This window comes from Sphingosinicella sp. (assembly GCF_041916975.1).
Lineage (GTDB): Bacteria > Pseudomonadota > Alphaproteobacteria > Sphingomonadales > Sphingomonadaceae > Sphingosinicella.
Window position 1 is genome coordinate 1187402 of record NZ_JAYRYK010000001.1, and the last position, 17546, is coordinate 1204947.

18 protein-coding genes are annotated in these 17546 nt (G+C 66.9%); 10 read left to right on the forward strand and 8 right to left on the reverse strand.

Annotated features, from left to right (window positions below):
- Nucleotides 1-10: 10 nt before the first annotated feature.
- The 3 genes from ACE3TJ_RS05605 to ACE3TJ_RS05615 are packed head-to-tail and all read right to left on the reverse strand — an operon-like array spanning nt 11 to nt 4286.
- Nucleotides 11-1309 (reverse strand): amidohydrolase family protein, encoded by a 1299-nt coding sequence (locus ACE3TJ_RS05605; protein ID WP_374594694.1) that lies wholly within the window; start codon nt 1307-1309, stop codon nt 11-13.
- Nucleotides 1306-2724 (reverse strand): amidohydrolase, encoded by a 1419-nt coding sequence (locus ACE3TJ_RS05610; RefSeq protein WP_374594696.1) that lies wholly within the window; start codon nt 2722-2724, stop codon nt 1306-1308. The genes ACE3TJ_RS05605 and ACE3TJ_RS05610 overlap by 4 nt, the downstream gene beginning before the upstream one ends.
- A complete protein-coding gene (locus ACE3TJ_RS05615; RefSeq protein ID WP_374594698.1) occupies nt 2721-4286 on the reverse strand; it encodes a peptide MFS transporter in 1566 nt (521 codons plus the stop codon). The genes ACE3TJ_RS05610 and ACE3TJ_RS05615 overlap by 4 nt, the downstream gene beginning before the upstream one ends.
- A 304-nt stretch (nt 4287-4590) precedes the next feature.
- On the opposite strand from ACE3TJ_RS05615, the gene ACE3TJ_RS05620 reads away from it, so the two are divergent.
- Complete coding sequence (locus ACE3TJ_RS05620) at nt 4591-5088, forward strand: DUF6265 family protein (protein WP_374594700.1); 498 nt, start codon at nt 4591-4593, stop codon at nt 5086-5088.
- 35 nt (nt 5089-5123) lie between these two features.
- On the opposite strand, the gene ACE3TJ_RS05625 is transcribed toward ACE3TJ_RS05620, so the two are convergent.
- Complete coding sequence (locus ACE3TJ_RS05625) at nt 5124-7088, reverse strand: TonB-dependent receptor (RefSeq protein ID WP_374594702.1); 1965 nt, start codon at nt 7086-7088, stop codon at nt 5124-5126.
- A 177-nt stretch (nt 7089-7265) separates the two neighbouring features.
- On the opposite strand from ACE3TJ_RS05625, the gene ACE3TJ_RS05630 reads away from it, so the two are divergent.
- The 3 genes from ACE3TJ_RS05630 to cysQ are packed head-to-tail and all read left to right on the forward strand — an operon-like array spanning nt 7266 to nt 9026.
- A complete protein-coding gene (locus ACE3TJ_RS05630; protein ID WP_374599323.1) occupies nt 7266-7847 on the forward strand; it encodes a nitroreductase family protein in 582 nt (193 codons plus the stop codon).
- A gap of 49 nt (nt 7848-7896) precedes the next feature.
- The gene (locus ACE3TJ_RS05635; protein ID WP_374594704.1) at nt 7897-8244 is read left to right on the forward strand and encodes a GntR family transcriptional regulator; all 348 of its coding nucleotides are present in this window, start codon (nt 7897-7899) and stop codon (nt 8242-8244) included.
- Nucleotides 8241-9026, forward strand: coding sequence for a 3'(2'),5'-bisphosphate nucleotidase CysQ (cysQ, locus tag ACE3TJ_RS05640; protein WP_374594706.1), 786 nt, complete (start codon nt 8241-8243; stop codon nt 9024-9026). Before ACE3TJ_RS05635 ends, cysQ begins: the two co-directional genes overlap by 4 nt.
- On the opposite strand, the gene ACE3TJ_RS05645 is transcribed toward cysQ, so the two are convergent.
- The 4 genes from ACE3TJ_RS05645 to dksA form a co-directional block, all read right to left on the reverse strand.
- On the reverse strand, nt 8996-10603 hold the full coding sequence (locus tag ACE3TJ_RS05645; RefSeq protein ID WP_374594708.1) for a hypothetical protein: 1608 nt from the start codon (nt 10601-10603) through the stop codon (nt 8996-8998). The two genes, cysQ and ACE3TJ_RS05645, sit on opposite strands and share 31 nt — an antisense overlap.
- Before the next feature lie 4 nt (nt 10604-10607).
- Entirely contained in the window at nt 10608-11675 is a 1068-nt protein-coding gene (fliM, locus tag ACE3TJ_RS05650; protein ID WP_374594710.1) for a flagellar motor switch protein FliM, read from the reverse strand.
- Nucleotides 11672-12151, reverse strand: coding sequence for a flagellar basal body-associated FliL family protein (locus ACE3TJ_RS05655; protein ID WP_374594712.1), 480 nt, complete (start codon nt 12149-12151; stop codon nt 11672-11674). The genes fliM and ACE3TJ_RS05655 overlap by 4 nt, the downstream gene beginning before the upstream one ends.
- 179 nt (nt 12152-12330) lie before the next feature.
- The gene (dksA, locus tag ACE3TJ_RS05660; protein ID WP_374599325.1) at nt 12331-12795 is read right to left on the reverse strand and encodes an RNA polymerase-binding protein DksA; all 465 of its coding nucleotides are present in this window, start codon (nt 12793-12795) and stop codon (nt 12331-12333) included.
- A gap of 387 nt (nt 12796-13182) precedes the next feature.
- Here dksA and ACE3TJ_RS05665 point away from each other — a divergent pair, with 387 nt between their 5' ends.
- The 6 genes from ACE3TJ_RS05665 (at nt 13183) to ACE3TJ_RS05690 (ending at nt 17493) form a co-directional block, all read left to right on the forward strand.
- Complete coding sequence (locus tag ACE3TJ_RS05665) at nt 13183-13383, forward strand: zinc-finger domain-containing protein (protein ID WP_374594714.1); 201 nt, start codon at nt 13183-13185, stop codon at nt 13381-13383.
- A gap of 24 nt (nt 13384-13407) precedes the next feature.
- Nucleotides 13408-14826 (forward strand): metalloprotease TldD, encoded by a 1419-nt coding sequence (gene tldD, locus ACE3TJ_RS05670; RefSeq protein WP_374594716.1) that lies wholly within the window; start codon nt 13408-13410, stop codon nt 14824-14826.
- 19 nt (nt 14827-14845) lie between these two features.
- Entirely contained in the window at nt 14846-15412 is a 567-nt protein-coding gene (locus ACE3TJ_RS05675; protein ID WP_374594718.1) for a pyridoxamine 5'-phosphate oxidase family protein, read from the forward strand.
- Entirely contained in the window at nt 15412-15618 is a 207-nt protein-coding gene (locus ACE3TJ_RS05680; protein ID WP_374594720.1) for a putative signal transducing protein, read from the forward strand. The genes ACE3TJ_RS05675 and ACE3TJ_RS05680 overlap by 1 nt, the downstream gene beginning before the upstream one ends.
- Before the next feature lie 171 nt (nt 15619-15789).
- Nucleotides 15790-16128, forward strand: coding sequence for a P-II family nitrogen regulator (locus ACE3TJ_RS05685; protein WP_374594722.1), 339 nt, complete (start codon nt 15790-15792; stop codon nt 16126-16128).
- 15 nt (nt 16129-16143) lie between these two features.
- Nucleotides 16144-17493, forward strand: coding sequence for an ammonium transporter (locus ACE3TJ_RS05690; protein WP_374594724.1), 1350 nt, complete (start codon nt 16144-16146; stop codon nt 17491-17493).
- Nucleotides 17494-17546 lie beyond the last annotated feature (53 nt).

Genomic DNA, 17546 nt, shown 5'->3' on the forward strand with positions numbered 1-17546 from the left:
TCCCCTTCTCCTAGCGGCTGTACTGTTTGGGCAGCGTATCCTGTTTCAGCGGATTGTAACGATCGCGCAGCTTCGTCTGCCGCGATTCGAGCGGCGTGGCACGGCCGTCGATGAACAGCGCGGTGGGTGCCGAGGCAAGCTCGATGGGGTCGCCCGACCAGACGACGACGTCAGCGCGCTTGCCGGGTTCGAGCGTGCCGAGCTCGCCGCCGAGGCCGAAGATTTCGGCGGGGTTCCTCGTCAGCGCCGCGAGCGCCTCGGCGTGGCTCACCTGAACGCCGCCGGGAATGCGGCCCTGCGCCACGAGGTTGCCTGCCTGCTGCGGAATGAGGCGCACCTGATGGTTGAGATCGCGGCCGATCGGCACGATCGCGACCTTCACGCCCGCGCGGATCAGGCGCCCGACGTTCGACTGCGTCGCGGCAAGCACCTCGAAGCTTTCGGGCAGATTGGGCGCAACGGAGGCGAGCACCGGAACGCCCGCTGCGGCGATCTTGTCTGCCACCGTCCAGCCTTCCGCCGCACCGGCGAGGATGAGGCGCAGGCGCGGGTAGGTCTTTTTGAGCGCGAGCACGTTCACGATGTCGCTGGCACGGTTGACGCTGACGACTGCCGGAACCTCGCCGCTGATGACCTTCGCAAGCGCGGCCGCATCAGCCTTTTTGAGCAACGATCCGCGATCGCGGCCGTAGCCGTATCCGGCAGGGTTGCGCGCGTATGCCACCGCCTCGGCAAAGGCATCGGCGAGGCGTGCGAACAGGGCGCCGCGTGAACCGCCGGCGAGCCGCGCCCCGCCCTCGCCCATCACGATGTACTGGAAGGCCTGCTGCCGGATGATGGGCGTACCATCCCCGAGCGACATGACGAGACCCTGCCCGCCGAATATGTCGTTTGCAGCATCGGGCATAACGGCAGCGCGCGTTACGCCTTCGATGCGGGTGACGGCGATCGCTGTAGTGAGCGGGTTCACCGCGGGCGCGATGTCGATCGCTGCGGCATAGGGTGCGGCGCTTGCCTTGATATCGTTGGTGCCCGAGACCGCGTCGACCTCGACGATGCCGACGCGCGAGTAGCCGGCGAAGAGGCCGGGCGTCACCCAACCGCCGGCGGCATCGACGACGCGGGCGTCCGCCGGGACGGCCACGTTCGAACCGACCGAGACGATGCGTCCGTCGCGTATGAGGACAGTGCCGTTCTCGATGGGTTCGGCGCGGGCGATGGTGGCGACCTTGCCGTTTACAATGGCGATGGTTTCCGCGGACGCAGGCGTCGCGATTGCGAGGGCGAGGAGCGAAAGCAGGCGCTTCATTTCGGATCTCCTTCACCGGGCTGGCCAAGCTCGAAATCGCTGACCGGCCGCATCCGCGACAGCGCATCGAACATCAGCGCGCCATCGATCCAGACTTTCTCCGCCTTGGCATAAACCGAGAGCGGATCACCGTTCCAGAGCACGACGTCGGCGCGCTTGCCGGGCGCGAGGCTGCCGATCTCCTTGTCGAGACCGAGCGCCTTCGCGGCGTTGATACCGATCCACGTCCACGCGTCCTCGGGCTTGATGTCGAGCCCGGCGCGGTTGCCGTCCGCGAGGGCCTTCGCGGTTTCCTGATTGAGCCGCTGGATGCCGAGATCATCGTCCGAGTGCGTGATCGCGCAGCCGCCCGCCGCGTGGACGAAGGGCAGGTTCTCGCGAATGCCATCGTAGGATTCCATCTTGAAGCCCCACCAATCCGCCCACATCGCCGCGCAGGTGCCGTTCGCCTTCAGAAGATCGGCGATCTTGTAGGCTTCGACCGCGTGGTGAAAGGTGGTGACCTTGTAGCCGAACTCCTTGGCCATATCGAGCACGAGTGCCATCTCGTCGGCGCGGTAGCAGTGGTTCTGCACGAGGATTTCCCCGTCGAGCACGCCGCGCAGCGTATCCATCGCAATGTCGCGCGCGGGTACATCCTTGAGCGCGGCGGTGCCCGCCTTCACCTTGCCTTCGTATTCATCCCACTTGCGATCATATTCCTGCGCCTTCGCCCACGTCGCGCGGTCGACCGCGATGTTGCCCATGCGGCTGCCCGGCTTCTGGTTGCGGTTGCCGTAGACGCGCTTGGGGTTTTCGCCGCACGCCATCTTGAGCGTGTAGGGTGCGCCCGGAAACTTCATTTCTTGAACCGTGCGGCCCGGCACGTTGCGCAGCGAAACGCCGCGCCCGCCGAACAAATTCGCCGAGCCCGGAAGAATGTGGAGCGTGGTGATGCCGCCCGCGAGCGCACGCGTGAAGCCGGGGTCCTGCGGCCAGACGCCATGCTCGGCCCACACGTCCGCCGTGTTGGCGCCGGTCACTTCATTGCCGTCCTGATGCGCATCTACCGACGGCGTCGCATAGTTGCCGAGGTGGCTGTGCACATCGATGACGCCGGGCGTTACCCACTTGCCGGCGCCGTCAATCACGGTGACGCCTTCGGGTGCTGTGACGCTCTGACCGATGGCGGCAACCTTGCCGTCCACCAGCAGCACCTCGCCGCCAATGATCTTGCCGCCCGCCCCATCATAGATGTTGACGCCGCGGATCAGCGTCGGCTGCGACGCATAGGGCTTGTAGGTCGACGGGAACGGATTCTTGTCGATCATCGGCAGATCGCCGGGCTTGCTGGCGGGGGTTTTCGGCCCTTCCTGCTGACCTGCGCAGGCGGAAAGAAGCGCCGCCGATGCAAGCGCGAAAACCAGACTCTTCATGAACGCGTCTCCGCTGCCGTATTGATCCCTGCCGCCTGCGGCTCCCCGATTTCCCCAGCGCCCGCCAGTGCGCCATCATCCTTCAACGTATCGAGATGCATCAGACGGCGGATGAGCGGCGAAATCACCAGGAAACCGATGCCCACCGCGATCGCCACCCAGCCCACGTTCGAATAGACGCCGAGCACAACCTCCTTCGCCGCGCCCTCGCCACCGCCGTGATCCGCACCGGTTGCCGCCGCGATCAGACCGGCGGCGAAGTTGCCCGCTGCGGACGCGAAAAACCACGTTCCCATGATGAGGCTCGCCATGTGCGTCGGCGCAAGCCTGTTCATGGCGCTGAGCCCGACGGGCGAGAGGCAAAGCTCTCCGGTGGTGTGCAACAGGTAGATGAGGAAGATGTAGATGACCGGCGTCGGCACGCCGAGGCCCGCCGCCTCCGCGCCTGCCACCAGAACGAAGAAGCCAACGCCGAGCTGGATCAGCCCCAGCCCGAACTTCGCCCCGGCGGACGGCTCCAGCCCACGCCGGCCGAGCGCGATCCACAGCCCGGCGAACAGCGGCGCAAGCAGCACAATGTAGATGGCATTCAGGGACTGGAAAATCGCCGCCTTGATCTCGATTCCGAAAATCTCGCGGTTCACGTGGCGGTCGGTAAACAGGTTCAGCGACGACCCCGCCTGTTCGAAGAGCGACCAGAACAGAATCGAACCGAAGATGAGGACCATCACGGCAAAGATGCGGTCACGATCTTCGCGGGAGAGTTTCGCCACCGCCGTGTAGAGCACGTAGCCGACAAGAAGGGCGCCTGAGATACCCAGAAGCGTGCCGACGAGTTCCTGAAACTGGATCATCAGCCACACGAGGCCAACCGCCAGGAAAGAAAGCGCATAGAGCAGCCATTCGAACGAAATGCCGCCAACCCGCTGCGTCAACTTTTCAGGTGCCGGCGACTCGCCGCGGCCGAGGAGGTAGGGCTTGCCCCATACGAACACGAAAAGGCCGAGCAGCATTCCGATGCCCGCCGCGCCGAAGCCGTAGCTCCAGCCATAGGTCTGGCCGAGATAGCCTGCGATGATCGCGCCGAGCGCGGCACCCAGATTGATGCCCATGTAGAAGATCGTATAGGCGCCGTCGCGCCGCACGTCGGTACGTGGATAGAGCTGCCCGACGATGACCGAGATATTGGCCTTGAGGAAACCCGAACCGACGATGATGAAGGCAAGCGCCAGCCAGAAGATGCTGATCGCCGCGCCATCCTGACCACCATCGCCCTCCACGGCCATCAGCAGGTGCCCGAAGCTGAGCAGCACCGCGCCGAACAGGACCGCCTTGCGCTGCCCGAGCCAGCGATCCGCGAGATAGCCGCCGATCACAGGCGTGATGTAAACGAGCGCGCCATACGCACCGTAAATCATCGACGCCGCTTGATCCGAAAACATCCAGTGCTGGACGAGGTAGAAGATGAGCAGCGCGCGCATCCCGTAGTAGGAGAAGCGCTCCCACATTTCGGCGAAGAACAGCACGAACAGCCCCTTGGGGTGCCCGAGGATGGTGCCCATGGAATCGCTTGCTGGAAGGGCGCCGCCGGCAGCCCCCGTCGGTTGAGTCATTGGTCTTGGACCCTCTTCCCTTTTTGGAGCGGCATGGTTCAGGCCGAGCCACTCTCCCATGACGCGAGACTAGCTGTGCGTCCGGCGCATTGAAAGAATGTTTCGGCGGCCTGGCATTGGTTCGTATTCGATCGGCTTTCTTCGCAGAAACAAGCCCAAACTATCGTGGCACCGTGATTCTCCGGGCGTCGGAAACGGATGGACCCCGCATTTGGAACCGCTATTCTGCGCGCAACCACCCGAGGCATACGCCATGATACGCGCTCTGATCGCCGTCACTCTTGCTCTCGCCACCCCCGCCGCCGCGCAGAATACGCGCTCGCTGGATGGAGGGATTTCGCCGCCGGCGTACATCGATCAACTTTCCTGGCTGGTCGGAAGCTGGGCCGGCACGGGAATGGGCGCCGAGGTGGCGGAGACCTATTCCGCTGCGTTCGGCGGCCGAATTACGGGCCACTTCACGATGGCTGACGGCAAGGGCGGCATCAGGTTTACCGAGATCGTCGACTATGTCCCGGTCGGTCAGTCGCTGGCCTTTCGTGTTCGCCACTTCAATCCGGACATGAGCGGTTGGGAAGATCAGACAGGCAAACCCGTGGTGTTCCCGCTGGTTGCCATTGAGAAGGACCGCTGGTTCTTCGACGGCATGACAATAGAACGCACCGGACCGGATACCCTCACCACATGGGTGAGGATCAGCCAGAAGGGCGTTGAAAAAGAGGTGCCCTTCCAGTTGTTCCGCAGGCGCTGACGCCCTCCCCCGAAGGCGATGAGCTTTAAGGACATTCAGCGTCCTGGACGCCAGCGGATGCCGACCCAGAATGTGCGGGGCTGCCCACGATCGACGATGCCGTCGCTGGTGCGTCCGGCTTGAATGTTCGCATCGGCGAGATTTTCGGCGGCGAGGCGCAGCGACACGCCTCTCCCGAGCGGCGCTTCGGCGAAGGCGTCGAGCGCCAGGGCTTCGTCCAGACGGAGCATCTGCAGATCGTCTTCGTAGCGAACGCCGTCGTAGCGCACGGTGACACCCGCGCTCCAGCCGCCCGAGCGCCAGCTTGCGGATGCACTCGCCTGATGCTTCGGGGTCTGCGCGGGGCGCATCCCGTCGAGCGCCGCGGACATGCCGCTCGCCTCGACGGTCGCATCTGTGAACGCGTAGGAGAGCCCGAGCGACCAGCGGCCGAGATCGAGGCCTGCGTTCGCTTCCAGCCCCCACGCCTCGATCGCATCGAGATTGAGGCGCTGGCGATAGGCGCCCGCGACGAAGCCGACGCCGGGGAACGTGCCCGGCCCCTGCGCGAGCGTGACGTTGCCGATAGCGTTCTTCGCGCGGTTGTAGAAGACCGTGGCCGAGAGATGCGCCGTGCTGAGCGGGCGGTAATCGAACCCCGCCTCGATGCCGCGCAGCCGCTCCGGCTTCAACCCGGCGTTGGCGGCGGTCGCGTCCGCACCGACACGGAACGGGCGGTAGAGCTCATTGAGCGTCGGCACGCGGAAGCCGAGATAGCCGGCGGTGCGCAGCGTGAGCGCCGGGGTGGCGGCGAGCGCGAGGCCGAGCCGGGCGCTCGGCTCCGTGCCCGACCGCTTCGCAAAATCGGTGTCGGTGAGCACCGCACCCGTCAACTGGCGCTCGTTGAGATGCCCGTTCGTGAGCGACCAGCGATCAACGCGGACGCCGCCCGTCAGCAGCAGCGCGTCCGTCAGCTGCCAGTCGTCCTCGATGAAAACGCCGTAGACATTGCTGTCGCCGCCCGCCTCGCGCATCCGCGTGTAGACGCCGGCGACCGGCGTATAGAACTCCTTCGTCTCGCCGGTGGCGCCGCGCCAGTCGGCACCGAGGCGCAAGGCGTGGGCGCCGAGCGTGGGGCGCACCTCCACCTTCGCACCGTAGCCGGTAGCGGGGACGGCATATTGATCGAGCGTGGGGAAGGCGGCGCCGCGACCCGCCTCGATGCGGGCGAAGCGCGAGGAGAAGTCGCGTGTCTGCAGATAGGCGATGGCCTCCCACGGCAGCGCGCCGCGCGATACCAGCCGCACGCTCGCATCGGCGCCGCTGTTCGAAGAATCGACAATGTCGATGCCGCGCACGCGGTCGTCCGCGAAGGCTGCGCCGCGCACCTGGAGTTCGGTTTCGTCGCCAACCGGAACGACGAAGCGCACTGAGCCGCCATATTGTTCGTAGGACGCGGGGATATCGACCGCGCCGCGCTGCGAACGCCGGATCAGATGGAAGCCGTCGCCGCGATCATATCCCGCGTCGAGCGCGATGAAGCCGCCGCCGAGCGGCACAGTAACGCCCGCCGACGCTGCGACCGAATCGCGGCTGCCATAATCGATGCCGATAATGGGCGTGCGGTCCCGCCCCGCGCTCGACAGCTCGATGACACCGGTGAGCGCGCCCGCGCCGAACGCCCCTGCCCCGCCGCCCGTGGTGATACGGACCGAGGAGAGGTTTTCCGGGCGGATCGCGGGCCACGGGATCCATCCGGCGAACGGATCGGCGACGGGAACGCCGTCCAGCAGCACCAGCGCGCGGCTGGACGCATTGCCGCCGATGCCGCGAAGCTGCGCGCCCTGACTCGTCGGGTTCGCCGAGCGGCTGTCCGTGCGGCGGAACATCTGGAAGCCGGAGGCAGCCTCCAGCGCCGTCTCCAGCCCGCCCGGCACGTCCTGCAGCGCCGCGCCGTCGATCAGCTGCACGGCGTAGGCCTGCGCGCCGAGCGGCTGTTCAAGCGCATGGCCGGTGACCACGATCGTGTCATCAGCAGCCGCAGGATGCGCAAGGACTGCGCAGGTGAGCAAAAGGCAAAATTGATACCGCACCGTTGCGACCTGACTTTCTTTTCCGCAGGCGCTTCTGCTAGCGAGCGCACTCCCGCCGGGCAACGGCCTATCGGCGAACGGCAAGAAGGCAAACCATTCGTGACCGTGTTCAACGACCGCACCACCCCCATGTCCCTGCTTCTCACGCGCCGTTCCGGCAAGGCGCGCGATATGATCGCACCCGGCCCGGACGAGGCGCAGCTGCGGCGCATCCTGACCGCGGCGGCGCGCGTGCCGGATCATGGCAAGCTCGCACCGTGGCGCTTCGTGGTGGTGCCAGAGAGCGAACGCGGCGCGCTCGCCGAGGCGCTGGAAGCGATCTACGTGACCGAGAAGCCCGAAGCCGGACGCATCGAACGCGAGGCGATCCGCGATTTCGCGCGGCAGGCCCCCACGCTGGTCGTCACGCTCTTTCGCCCCAAACCCGAATCGCACATCCCGCTCGCCGAACAGGCGGCATCAGCCGCCGCCGCGACGATGACGCTTGCGCACGCTGCGCACGCGGAGGGCTTCACGTCCTGCTGGCTGACCGGCTGGGCGGCCTATTCGGAGAGCGTGACGCGGCTCTTCGGCGAGCCCGGTGACAGCATCGTCGGCTTCATGTTCCTCGGCACCCCGGGGAAGCCGCTGGAAGAGCGCCCGCGCCCGGACCTCGACGATGTTGTGAGCGTGTGGCGCGAGGCCTAGCCGCGTCCTGCGGCTTGACCGTGCTACTGTCTTATGGTCTTATGACACCATGTGGCAGACGACGCGCCCGATCTATGTGCAGATTCGCGACCTGATCGCGGCTGCGATCATTGACGGCCAATATGGCGTCGGGGATTCGCTGCCCTCGGTGCGGGCGCTTGCGGCCGAGCAGCAGGTCAATCCGCTGACCGTTTCCAAGGCTTATCAGGAGCTGCAGACCGCCGGGCTCGTCTCGGCGCGGCGCGGGCTCGGGCTGTTCGTGGAGCCGGGCGCGCGCGAAAAGCTGGTGGCCGAGGAGCGGAAGCAGTTCCTGACGCGCGAGTGGCCGGGCATCCGCCGCCACATCGATCGGCTCGGCTTGAAACCCGCGGAACTCTTCGATACCGCGGATGCGTGACACGCCCCTTTCTTGACGCGCTGCTCCCGGTGATCCGGGACGCGGCAACCCTCATCGAACAGATCCGCGAAACCGGCGCCGCAACGCGCACCAAGGCCGATCGCTCGCCCGTAACCGAAGCGGACGAACGCGCCGAGGCGCTGATCGTCGCCGCGCTCAGGCGGATCGATCCCGAAACACAGATCGTTGGCGAGGAGGCCTGCGAGGCGGACGGGAAGCCCGCGGTTGCCGAGCGCTTCTGGCTGATCGACCCGCTCGACGGCACCAAGAGCTTCCTCGATGGCGGCGCAGACTATTCGGTGAACATCGGCCTTATCGACAATGGCGCCCCGGTGTTCGGTCTGGTGATGGCACCGCGCACGCGCACGATCTGGGCGGGCATCGTCGGCGACGGCGCGTGGCGGTTCGATGGGGATGCGAAGGCGGCAATCCGGTGCCGGGCGCTGCCGGCGCGGCCCGTGGTCGTGACCAGCCGCTCGCACAACGACGACCGGACGATGGCCTATGTGGCGCGCATTCCCGGCGCCGAGGTTAAGCCGAGCGGCTCGTCGCTCAAGTTCTGCATGATCGCCGAGGGTGAGGCGGACGTCTATCCGCGCTTTGGGCCGACGTCGGAGTGGGACACCGCCGCCGCACATGCGGTGCTGCTCGCGGCGGGGGGCGCTATGGTCGATGCGGCGGGCGCACCGTTCCGTTATGGCAAGGCCGACTATCTCAATGGGCCGTTCCTCGCGTGGGGCGACCCTACCGCCTACGCCGGGCTGCCGTCGATCAGCGAATAGTCTGACACCCTTTCCGTGACGGCGGCGAGCACGCGCGGGTCGCGCGGGGCGTTCACAAGGGCCTCGAGCGCGCGGGCGGGTTGACCGCGCATCGTGCGGTAACGCTTCTCCAGACTGCGAAGCCGGTCGCGGTCGTCCTGCCGGGCGGCGGCGACGGCGACGCGCAGGATCAGACCTGCGTCCTGTGCAGACGCCGCGCTTTCCGGCAGCAGGGGTTCGAGCCCGGCGATCACGGCCGGCCAGTCCCCCAGAGTCCACGCGGCTTCGGCGCGCAGGAGGTCGGCGTGGCGGCCATCGATTCCGGTGAGGAGCGTGCGGGCCCTGGCTGCATCGCCGGTGCGGATGCGCGCGGTGGCTTCCGCTTGACGGCGGCGCAGATCGAGATCGGCGGGGAGCGCGGCGCGGGTTTCCGCGAGGATGGTCAGCGCCCGCTGCGGATTGCCGCTCGCCACGAGGAGTTCGGCGAGCCGCACGGCGACGCTCGCCCGCGCCGTGCCTTCGAGGCGGTGTGCGACCTGATGATCGAGAAGGCGCGCGGCCTCGGCGATGCGGCCCGCGCTGGCGAGGCGTTCGGCGAGGCGGCGGATCATGGCATCGGCATCGGCGCCTTGCGGGGCATAATCGGGATACGCGCCGAGCAGCGCGACGGCCTGATCAGGCGGCACGTCTGCGACGGCGGCCTTGAACCGCTTCGGGAGGTCCGGGAAACCGCCCGCCACCGCGCTCCACGCCGCAAAAGCGCCGGAGGCATCGCCGGACTTATCCCGGAGACTGCCGAGCGCCACCAGCAGATCGCGTTCGGCAGCGCCGCCGCGCCAGACATCGTCGAGACTTTCGAGACGGGCGAGCGCGGCTTTCGGGGTGAGGCGACCGGCCGCGACCTCGATTTCGGTGGCGGCAACCTCGGCGCGCAGCGCGGCGATCGGGTTCGGGCTCGCTACGGCACGGCGGAAATGCGCGAGCGCCGCGGGTGCATTGCCGCGGAGCGTGACGCCCCTCCAATAGTCGGCCTCGCCCTGCTGGACCGGGGACAGCCCATCCATCCGGCGCAGCACGGCCGCGGCCGCATCCATGTCGCCCGCCTCCGCATAGGTGCGAACGGCGGCCATCAGATAGGACGCCCGCGCCGTGGCGGGCAGCGCTGCAAGCGCAGGCGCGGCGCAGCGGTGCGCGGCGGCAACCCCCGCGCGATCGCGCAGCCGCGCGGACGCGGCGAGGCGCTGAAGACAGGCGGCGGGGACTTCGGCAAGCGCGGGCGTATCGAGCTCTGCCAACGCCTTCTCAGGCGCACTCAGCGCGGTGAAGACTTCGGCACGCAGCAGGCGGAATTCAGCCGTTTCCGCGCGGCGCGGCGAATCGGCGGCAAGCACGCCGAGCACGCCGTCCGCCTCCGCATGAAGACCGGCGGCGGCATAGTCCTGCGCCAGCCGCCAGCGCCGTTCGGGACGCTCGGCATCGGGCGCGACGCTGAGCACCTGCAGCGCAGCGCGCATGTTCGGCGCGTCTCCCGAAACGGGCGCGGGGACCGCGAGCGCAAGCGCGGCGATGAGCAGCAGGCGTTGGGATGCGCGGCGCACGGGCTTAATCCTCGCCGCGCAGGCGGAACGTCTTTCCCGGCTGGGGTTCGGTTTCCCGGTCGGTGAGGCGCACAGCGACCTGACCGCCCGTGCGGCCCATGCGGCCATGCCCGATGGTGCGACCGCCGCAGCGCAGCGCGATCGGATGTTCTTCGCGCGTGCCGAAAAGCAGCGTCTGGCCGGGCCTGAACCCCATCACCTCGGCGAGCGTCATCTGCCGCTCGCCGAGCACGGCCTCCACCTCGACGCGGGCGCGCTGAAGTTCCGACGCCAGATGCCGTTCCCAGATCCGGTCGCGGCCGAACGTCTCGCCCGTGAAACGCTGGAGGAGCAGCGCGCGCACCGGCTCCAGCGTCGCATGGGGGATCACGAGATCGAGGAGCCCGCCGCGTTCATCGACCTCGATGCGGAAGCGGGCGTTGACGGCGACGCTGGTGGGACGCGCGATTCCGGCGAAGCGCGGATTGGTCTCGATCCGGTCGCGCGCGAAGCCGACCGAGGCCAGCGGCGCGAAGGCGGCGCCGAGGTCGCAGAGCACGACATCGATGAGGCGCGTAACGAGTTTGGTTTCGATCGCCGTGAAACCCCGCCCGCCGATGCGCGCCGGGGGCACGCCGCGCCGCCCGCCGAGCATCACGTCGACGATCGCGAAGGCGAGGTCGGGGCGGACGATGAGCAGTGCCGAATTGTCCCACGCGCGCGCCTGCGCGACGCCTATCAGCGACGGCCGCGGCAGATCGTTGAGGAATGCGCCGAAACGCACCGGGGCAACCGTTTCGATGGAAACAGCGACCGTATCGGAGGTGAGACTGCGCAGGCTCGCCGTCATCAGCCGGACGAGACGATCGAAGACCACATCGAGCATCGGCAGCCGCTCGGTGGAGACGAGCCCGGCGTTGATGATGGCGTCGATACCCGCCTGATCGGAGGCCGGTATCCCGCGCGGCGTTTCGCGTGGCCGCAGCCCCTGCGGCGCGGCGCGCTGCATCTGGTCGCGTGTCAGCGCCCATTCCGCCTCGATATCGTCGCGAAGCCAGGCTTCGGGATCGAATTTCATGCTGCGGCTGGTCATTGCTGGATCAGCTCCTGCACCAGCACATCGCTCGCCCGCCCCGGCCCGGCGCGGTTGATCCGCACCATCAGCTCTTCCTTGATGCGATACGTGCCCGAAGCGCCGCCAAGATCCTGCGGGTGCAGCGCGCGCAGGTAGGACTGGAAGCCATCGATCACCGCCGGAAGCCGGGCCTTGATCGCGTCGGCGTCCTCGCGGCTCGCGGCCTCGATGACCACATGCACCTTGAGGTAGCGGCGTTCGCCGCCCTTCGTGCGGAGGTTCACGGTCATCGCCGGAACCTCGACATAGTGGGGAATCGCGGGCGTGAGCACGCCCGGCGCAGTCGCCCACTGAAGACCGTAAAGCGCGACGACGAGGGCCGCAGCGATCAGCGCAGCCGTGACGATGCGCTTGCCGCTCCACCACTTGCGCGGCAAGGCAGCCTCCAGCGCGGCCAGTTCCTCCGGCCGTATGGCATCATCGATCGGCGTCATCGGCCCCGACAGTTTGCAACCCAACAGGTGCAAACTAGCCGCTGCGTAGTTAACGAGGCGTTGCGGATGCCGGGCGGCTGATGGACGGATGAACGCGCGCAATCCCGCAGGCAGGCGCGGATTTCCATGACTTTTGCGTAACGATCTGCCCAGAAGACCTGCCTACGGGCAGGACCGCGCTATTCGTCGCGTGTGATCTTCTCGTTGCGCTCGTGGCGTTCCTGCGCCTCGACCGTCATCGTGGCGATCGGGCGCGCATCGAGGCGTTTCAGCGAAATCGGCTCGCCGGTGACCTCGCAGTAGCCGTATTCGCCCGCATCGATGCGGCGGAGCGCCGCGTCGATCTTGTTGATCAGTTTGCGCTGCCGATCCCGCGCGCGCAGCTCGATCGACCAGTCGGTCTCGCTCGATGCGCGGTCGGTGGCGTCGGCTTCCTGCAGCGGCTCCTTCTGGAGCTGGGCGAGCGTTTCCTTCGCTTCGCGATGGATATCGTCTTTCCAGTCGAGAAGCTTCTTGCGGAAATACGCCAGCTGCAGCGGATTCATGAAAGGCTCGTCCTCTGTGGGGACATAGCCTTGTGGCAATTCGATGCCGTTCGCGGCAGCCGATTTCTGATTATCGTCGTCGTCGGCCAGGACGGACATTCCTTCAACCGTATCGATCATTCAACGCAACTCCTGCCCCGACCGTTCGGCCCGCGAGCTGGTGAGGCGCGCGCGAAACGACCGCTCCCGGCGCGGGCTATACCGTCCGCACCTGCACGCGGCAAGCGGCTAGATGAGTGCCGCGCAAATTCATACGCCGAACCGTTGCAGGGCCGTTGATGTTAAGACTTTACTAACCTTTTCCGCGTCATCGTCCGGCCATGTTCATGGCTCCCATCTCCCGCCGCCGCGTGCTGGTGTTCAACGCGCTCAAGACCGCCTTCATCGCGGCGGTCGCGCTTGGCCCTGTGATCGCGCCATTGATCGCTCCGCACTTTATCTGAGCAGGCTTGAGGCCGCGAAAAACCGGTGCTAAGCGCAGCCTCCATGAACGCTACCGCCCCGAAAGACGAGTTCGTCCCCGAAATCCGCTACGCCGAAAGCACACGCGTGTCGTGCGACGGCGATGAGGGACCGCTCGGCCATCCCCGCGTTTTCCTGGAGATGGAGCACGGATTCGTCGACTGCGGCTATTGCGACCGGCGCTTCATCCTTTCGGGCGGACCCGCCGACACACGTGACAAATAAGGGCGCAGCGCCCATATCGGGCGTATGACCGACCCGACCCGCCTGTTTTATTCGCAGCTCGACCCGGCCCGCGCCGAGCGTGTCGTCGCCGACGTTCTCGCCGGCACCGACGACGGCGAGCTTTACATGCAGCACACCGTCGCCGAGAGCTTCAGCTTCGACGACGGACGCATGAAATCCGCGAGCTTCGACACGACGCAGGGCTTCGGCCTGCGCGGCGTTTCGGGCGAAACCACCGCCTTTGCGCACGCCAACGAGATTAGCGAGGCGGCGATCCGGCGCGCGGGCGAAACCGTGGCGCTGGTGCGCGGCGGGCATGGCGGCACGATCGCCGCGCCGCCCGCACGGACCAACCGCAAGCTCTATGTGGACGACGACCCGATCAGCGCGATCCCCTTCGCGCGCAAGGTCGCGCTGCTGGAGCGAATCGACGCCGCAGCGCGGGCGCGCGATCCGCGCGTGGTGCAGGTCTCCGCCTCGCTTACCGCGAGCTGGTCCGCGATCGAGATTCTGCGCGGGGACGGCTTCCGCGCCTCCGACATCCGGCCGCTGGTGCGGATCAACGTGCAGATCGTCGCCGAGAAGGACGGGCGCCGGGAGGCCGGCTACCACGGCATCGGCGGCCGCTATCTTTACGACCAGCTGTTCGAGGACGCGACGTGGGAGCGTGCGATCGATGTGGCGCTCGCGCAGGCGCTGGTGAACCTCGACGCGGTCGCGGCCCCTGCGGGCGAGATGACCGTGGTGCTGGGGCCGGGCTGGCCGGGCGTGCTGCTGCACGAGGCGGTTGGGCATGGTCTTGAGGGCGATTTCAACCGCAAGGGGGCTTCGACCTTCTCGGGACGGCTAGGCGAGCGCGTGGCTTCACCGGGTGTCACGATCGTCGACGACGGCAGCCTCGAGCACCGGCGCGGGTCGCTGACCATTGACGACGAAGGCACGCCGACGGGCCGCACCGTGCTGATCGAGGACGGCATCCTGAAGGGCTACATGCAGGACCGGCTGAACGCCCGCCTGATGGGCGTGGCGCCTACCGGCAACGGCCGCCGCGAGAGCTTCGCGCACGCGCCGATGCCGCGCATGACGAACACGTTCATGCTCGCGGGCAAGGATGATCCGGGCGAGATTCTCTCCCGCGCCAAATCCGGTATCTACGCCAAGAGCTTCGGCGGCGGGCAGGTCGACATCACCAACGGCAAGTTCGTGTTTTCCTGCACGGAGGCCTACCGGATCGAGAACGGCAAACTCGGCGCCCCGATCAAGGGCGCGACGCTGATCGGATCGGGACCGGAGGCGATGCAGAAGGTCGTCGCGATCGGCAACGACCTGGAGCTGGACGAGGGCGTCGGCATCTGCGGCAAGGGTGGGCAATCGGTGCCCGCGGGCGTCGGGCAGCCCACGCTGATGCTGGAAGGGTTGACGGTGGGCGGCACCGCCGCCTGAGACGAAAGGAGAGCGGCGCGTGGCGGACTTCTTCGATCACCTTACCGAAGAGCACATCGCCTTCATCACCCGCCAGCCCGTGTTCTTCGTGGCGACCGCCGCGGCGGACGCGCGCATCAACCTCAGCCCCAAGGGCTATGATTGCTTTCGCGTGCTCTCGCCGACGCGCGTCGCCTATCTTGACCTCGGCGGCTCCGGCAACGAGACGCACGCGCACCTCGCCGCGGACGGGCGCATCACGCTGATGTTCTGTGCGTTCGACAATCCGGCGCTCATCTTCCGCATTTACGGGCACGGCCGGGCGGTATTGCCGCAGGACGCGGATTGGGATGCGCTCGCGGCGCATTTCGCGATCCTGCCCGGCACGCGGCAGATCTTCGACATTACGGTCGAGAGCACGCAGACGAGCTGCGGCTGGGGCGTGCCGCACATGACGCTGGAGCGCGAACGGCCGACGCTGGTGAAATACCATCGGCAGGCGGGCACGGATCCATCGGCTTGGGTGAAGCGCCGCGCCGACCGTACGCGGAGCATCGACGGCCTGCCGATCCGCGTGACCGACCGCTACGTGAGCGAGGACGCCTGATGCCGCTCGCGATGGTCCGCGAATATTCCGACAGGATTGAGGCGGACGTCGCCCGCCTCGGGCTCGAAGCGGAGGGAATTCCGGCGGTGCTCTTCGACGCGGGCGTATCAAGCCTGAGGCTCGGGCCGATCGCTTCGGCGCGGCTGATGGTCGATGAAAGCGACCTTGCCGAGGCAAAAGCGATTTTGGACCGCGCCGACGCTTAAACTTTCGTCAACTTCCTCGCCTAGAATCTAGGCGCATCCCCTCCATCGCCTAATTTTTAATCATAATCCAGCCCCAGCGGGGTTGGAGTCGCCTGTTTTGCTGCGCTGCAGCAGTTGGCACGCATCATGCACAATGCCTCCCCGGCACAACCACACAGGAGGGGGCAAGGCATGAAGCTGATCATTGCTATCATCAAGCCATTCAAGCTCGACCCCGTGCGGGAAGCCCTGAGCGACATCGGCGTGCAGGGACTGACCGTGACGGAGGTGAAGGGTTACGGGCGCCAGAAGGGGCACACGGAAGTGTACCGCGGCGCTGAGTACAGTGTGAACATGGTTCCGAAGCTGAAGCTCGAGATCGTCGCCGCCGACGACCTTGCTCCGCGCGTGGTTGAAACCATCTCCGCCGCCGCCGCGACCGGAAGCATCGGCGACGGCAAGATCTTCACGCTCGATGTCGGCGGCGCCGTGCGCATCCGCACCGGCGAGACCGATGAAACCGCTCTTTAGGACTGGGGGTAAGGAATGAAACCAACTCTTGGATGGGCAGGACGCGCGCTGGCTTTCGGCGCCCCCCTGCTGTTTTCACTGCCTGCCTTCGCGCAGGAAGCCGCCGCGGCCGTGCCGGTTCCCGACAAGGGCGACACCGCCTGGATGATCGTGGCGACCGTGCTCGTCATGGCCATGATCGTCCCCGGCCTCGCGCTGTTCTACGGCGGCCTCGTCCGCACCAAGAACATGCTCTCGGTTCTCACCCAGATCATCGCGGTGGCGAGCCTCGCCATGATCCTCTGGGTCATGTTCGGCTACGGCCTCTCGTTCGGCGGCGACGCGAACCAGTTCATCTCGACGGGCAAGTTCTTCCTTGCAGGCGTGACGGCCGACTCGACGGTCGCGACCTTCACGGACGGCGTGGTCATCCCGGAATTCGTGTTCATCGCCTTCCAGATGACATTCTCGGCGATCACCGTCGCGCTCGTCGTCGGCGGCCTTGTCGAGCGCATGAAGTTCTCGGGCCTGATGGTCTTCGCGATCGTCTGGCTGTTCATCGTCTACTACCCGATCGCGCACATGGTCTGGTATCTCGGCGGCACGGATGAGGCGACCGGCCTGATCTTCGGCTGGGGTGCGCTGGACTTCGCCGGCGGTACGGTCGTCCACATCAACGCTGGCGTCTCGGCGCTGGTCGGTGCGATCCTCCTCGGCAAGCGTCTCGGCTACCAGAAGGAAGTCATGGCGCCGCACTCGCTGACCATGACGCTGATCGGCACGGGTCTGCTGTGGGTGGGCTGGTTCGGCTTCAACGCCGGCTCGGCTCTCGAGGCGAACGGTTCGGCGGGCCTCGCGCTCATCAACACCTTCGTCGCCACGGCTGCGGCGGTGCTGTTCTGGATGCTCACCGAGCGCGTGCTCGGTCACAAGAGCTCGCTGCTCGGTGCCTGCTCGGGCGCCATCGCGGGCCTCGTGGCGATCACGCCGGCGGCGGGCAACTCCGGTCCGTTCGGCGCTATCCTGCTCGGTGCGATCGCAGCCATCGCCTGCTGCATCTTCGTCATGAAGATCAAGGCGAAGCTCGGCTTCGACGACTCGCTCGACGCGTTCGGCATCCACGGCGTAGGCGGCATCATCGGTTCCATCGGCACGGCGGTCACCATGCTGCCGGCGCTCGGCGGCCCGGGTGCAGAGGACTATGCCATGGGCGCCCAGCTCATCATCCAGATCCAGGCGGTCGTGGTCGCCATCATCTGGGCAGCGGTGGGCTCGGCGATCGCCTTCACGGTGGCCAAGGTCATCACCGGCCTGCGTGTCTCCGAAGAGGTGGAGCGCGAAGGTCTCGACCTCGGCGAACACGGCGAACGCGCCTACAACTACTGAGTTCGAGTTTAGTACTGCGTACAAATTCCCGGGGCGGCGTGGGCAACCACGCC

What these genes read in the sequence shown, in the direction of transcription:
- ACE3TJ_RS05635 (WP_374594704.1), top strand. Translation starts at nt 7,897, where the DNA reads ATGTGGCAGACGACGCGCCCGATCTATGTGCAGATTCGCGACCTGATC.
- ACE3TJ_RS05665 (WP_374594714.1), top strand. Translation starts at nt 13,183, where the DNA reads ATGAACGCTACCGCCCCGAAAGACGAGTTCGTCCCCGAAATCCGCTAC.
- ACE3TJ_RS05610 (WP_374594696.1), bottom strand. Translation starts at nt 2,724, where the DNA reads ATGAAGAGTCTGGTTTTCGCGCTTGCATCGGCGGCGCTTCTTTCCGCC.
- ACE3TJ_RS05680 (WP_374594720.1), top strand. Translation starts at nt 15,412, where the DNA reads ATGCCGCTCGCGATGGTCCGCGAATATTCCGACAGGATTGAGGCGGAC.
- tldD (WP_374594716.1), top strand. Translation starts at nt 13,408, where the DNA reads ATGACCGACCCGACCCGCCTGTTTTATTCGCAGCTCGACCCGGCCCGC.
- fliM (WP_374594710.1), bottom strand. Translation starts at nt 11,675, where the DNA reads ATGACCAGCCGCAGCATGAAATTCGATCCCGAAGCCTGGCTTCGCGAC.
- ACE3TJ_RS05605 (WP_374594694.1), bottom strand. Translation starts at nt 1,309, where the DNA reads ATGAAGCGCCTGCTTTCGCTCCTCGCCCTCGCAATCGCGACGCCTGCG.
- dksA (WP_374599325.1), bottom strand. Translation starts at nt 12,795, where the DNA reads ATGTCCGTCCTGGCCGACGACGACGATAATCAGAAATCGGCTGCCGCG.
- ACE3TJ_RS05685 (WP_374594722.1), top strand. Translation starts at nt 15,790, where the DNA reads ATGAAGCTGATCATTGCTATCATCAAGCCATTCAAGCTCGACCCCGTG.
- ACE3TJ_RS05655 (WP_374594712.1), bottom strand. Translation starts at nt 12,151, where the DNA reads ATGACGCCGATCGATGATGCCATACGGCCGGAGGAACTGGCCGCGCTG.
- ACE3TJ_RS05615 (WP_374594698.1), bottom strand. Translation starts at nt 4,286, where the DNA reads ATGGGCACCATCCTCGGGCACCCCAAGGGGCTGTTCGTGCTGTTCTTC.
- ACE3TJ_RS05690 (WP_374594724.1), top strand. Translation starts at nt 16,144, where the DNA reads ATGAAACCAACTCTTGGATGGGCAGGACGCGCGCTGGCTTTCGGCGCC.
- ACE3TJ_RS05620 (WP_374594700.1), top strand. Translation starts at nt 4,591, where the DNA reads ATGATACGCGCTCTGATCGCCGTCACTCTTGCTCTCGCCACCCCCGCC.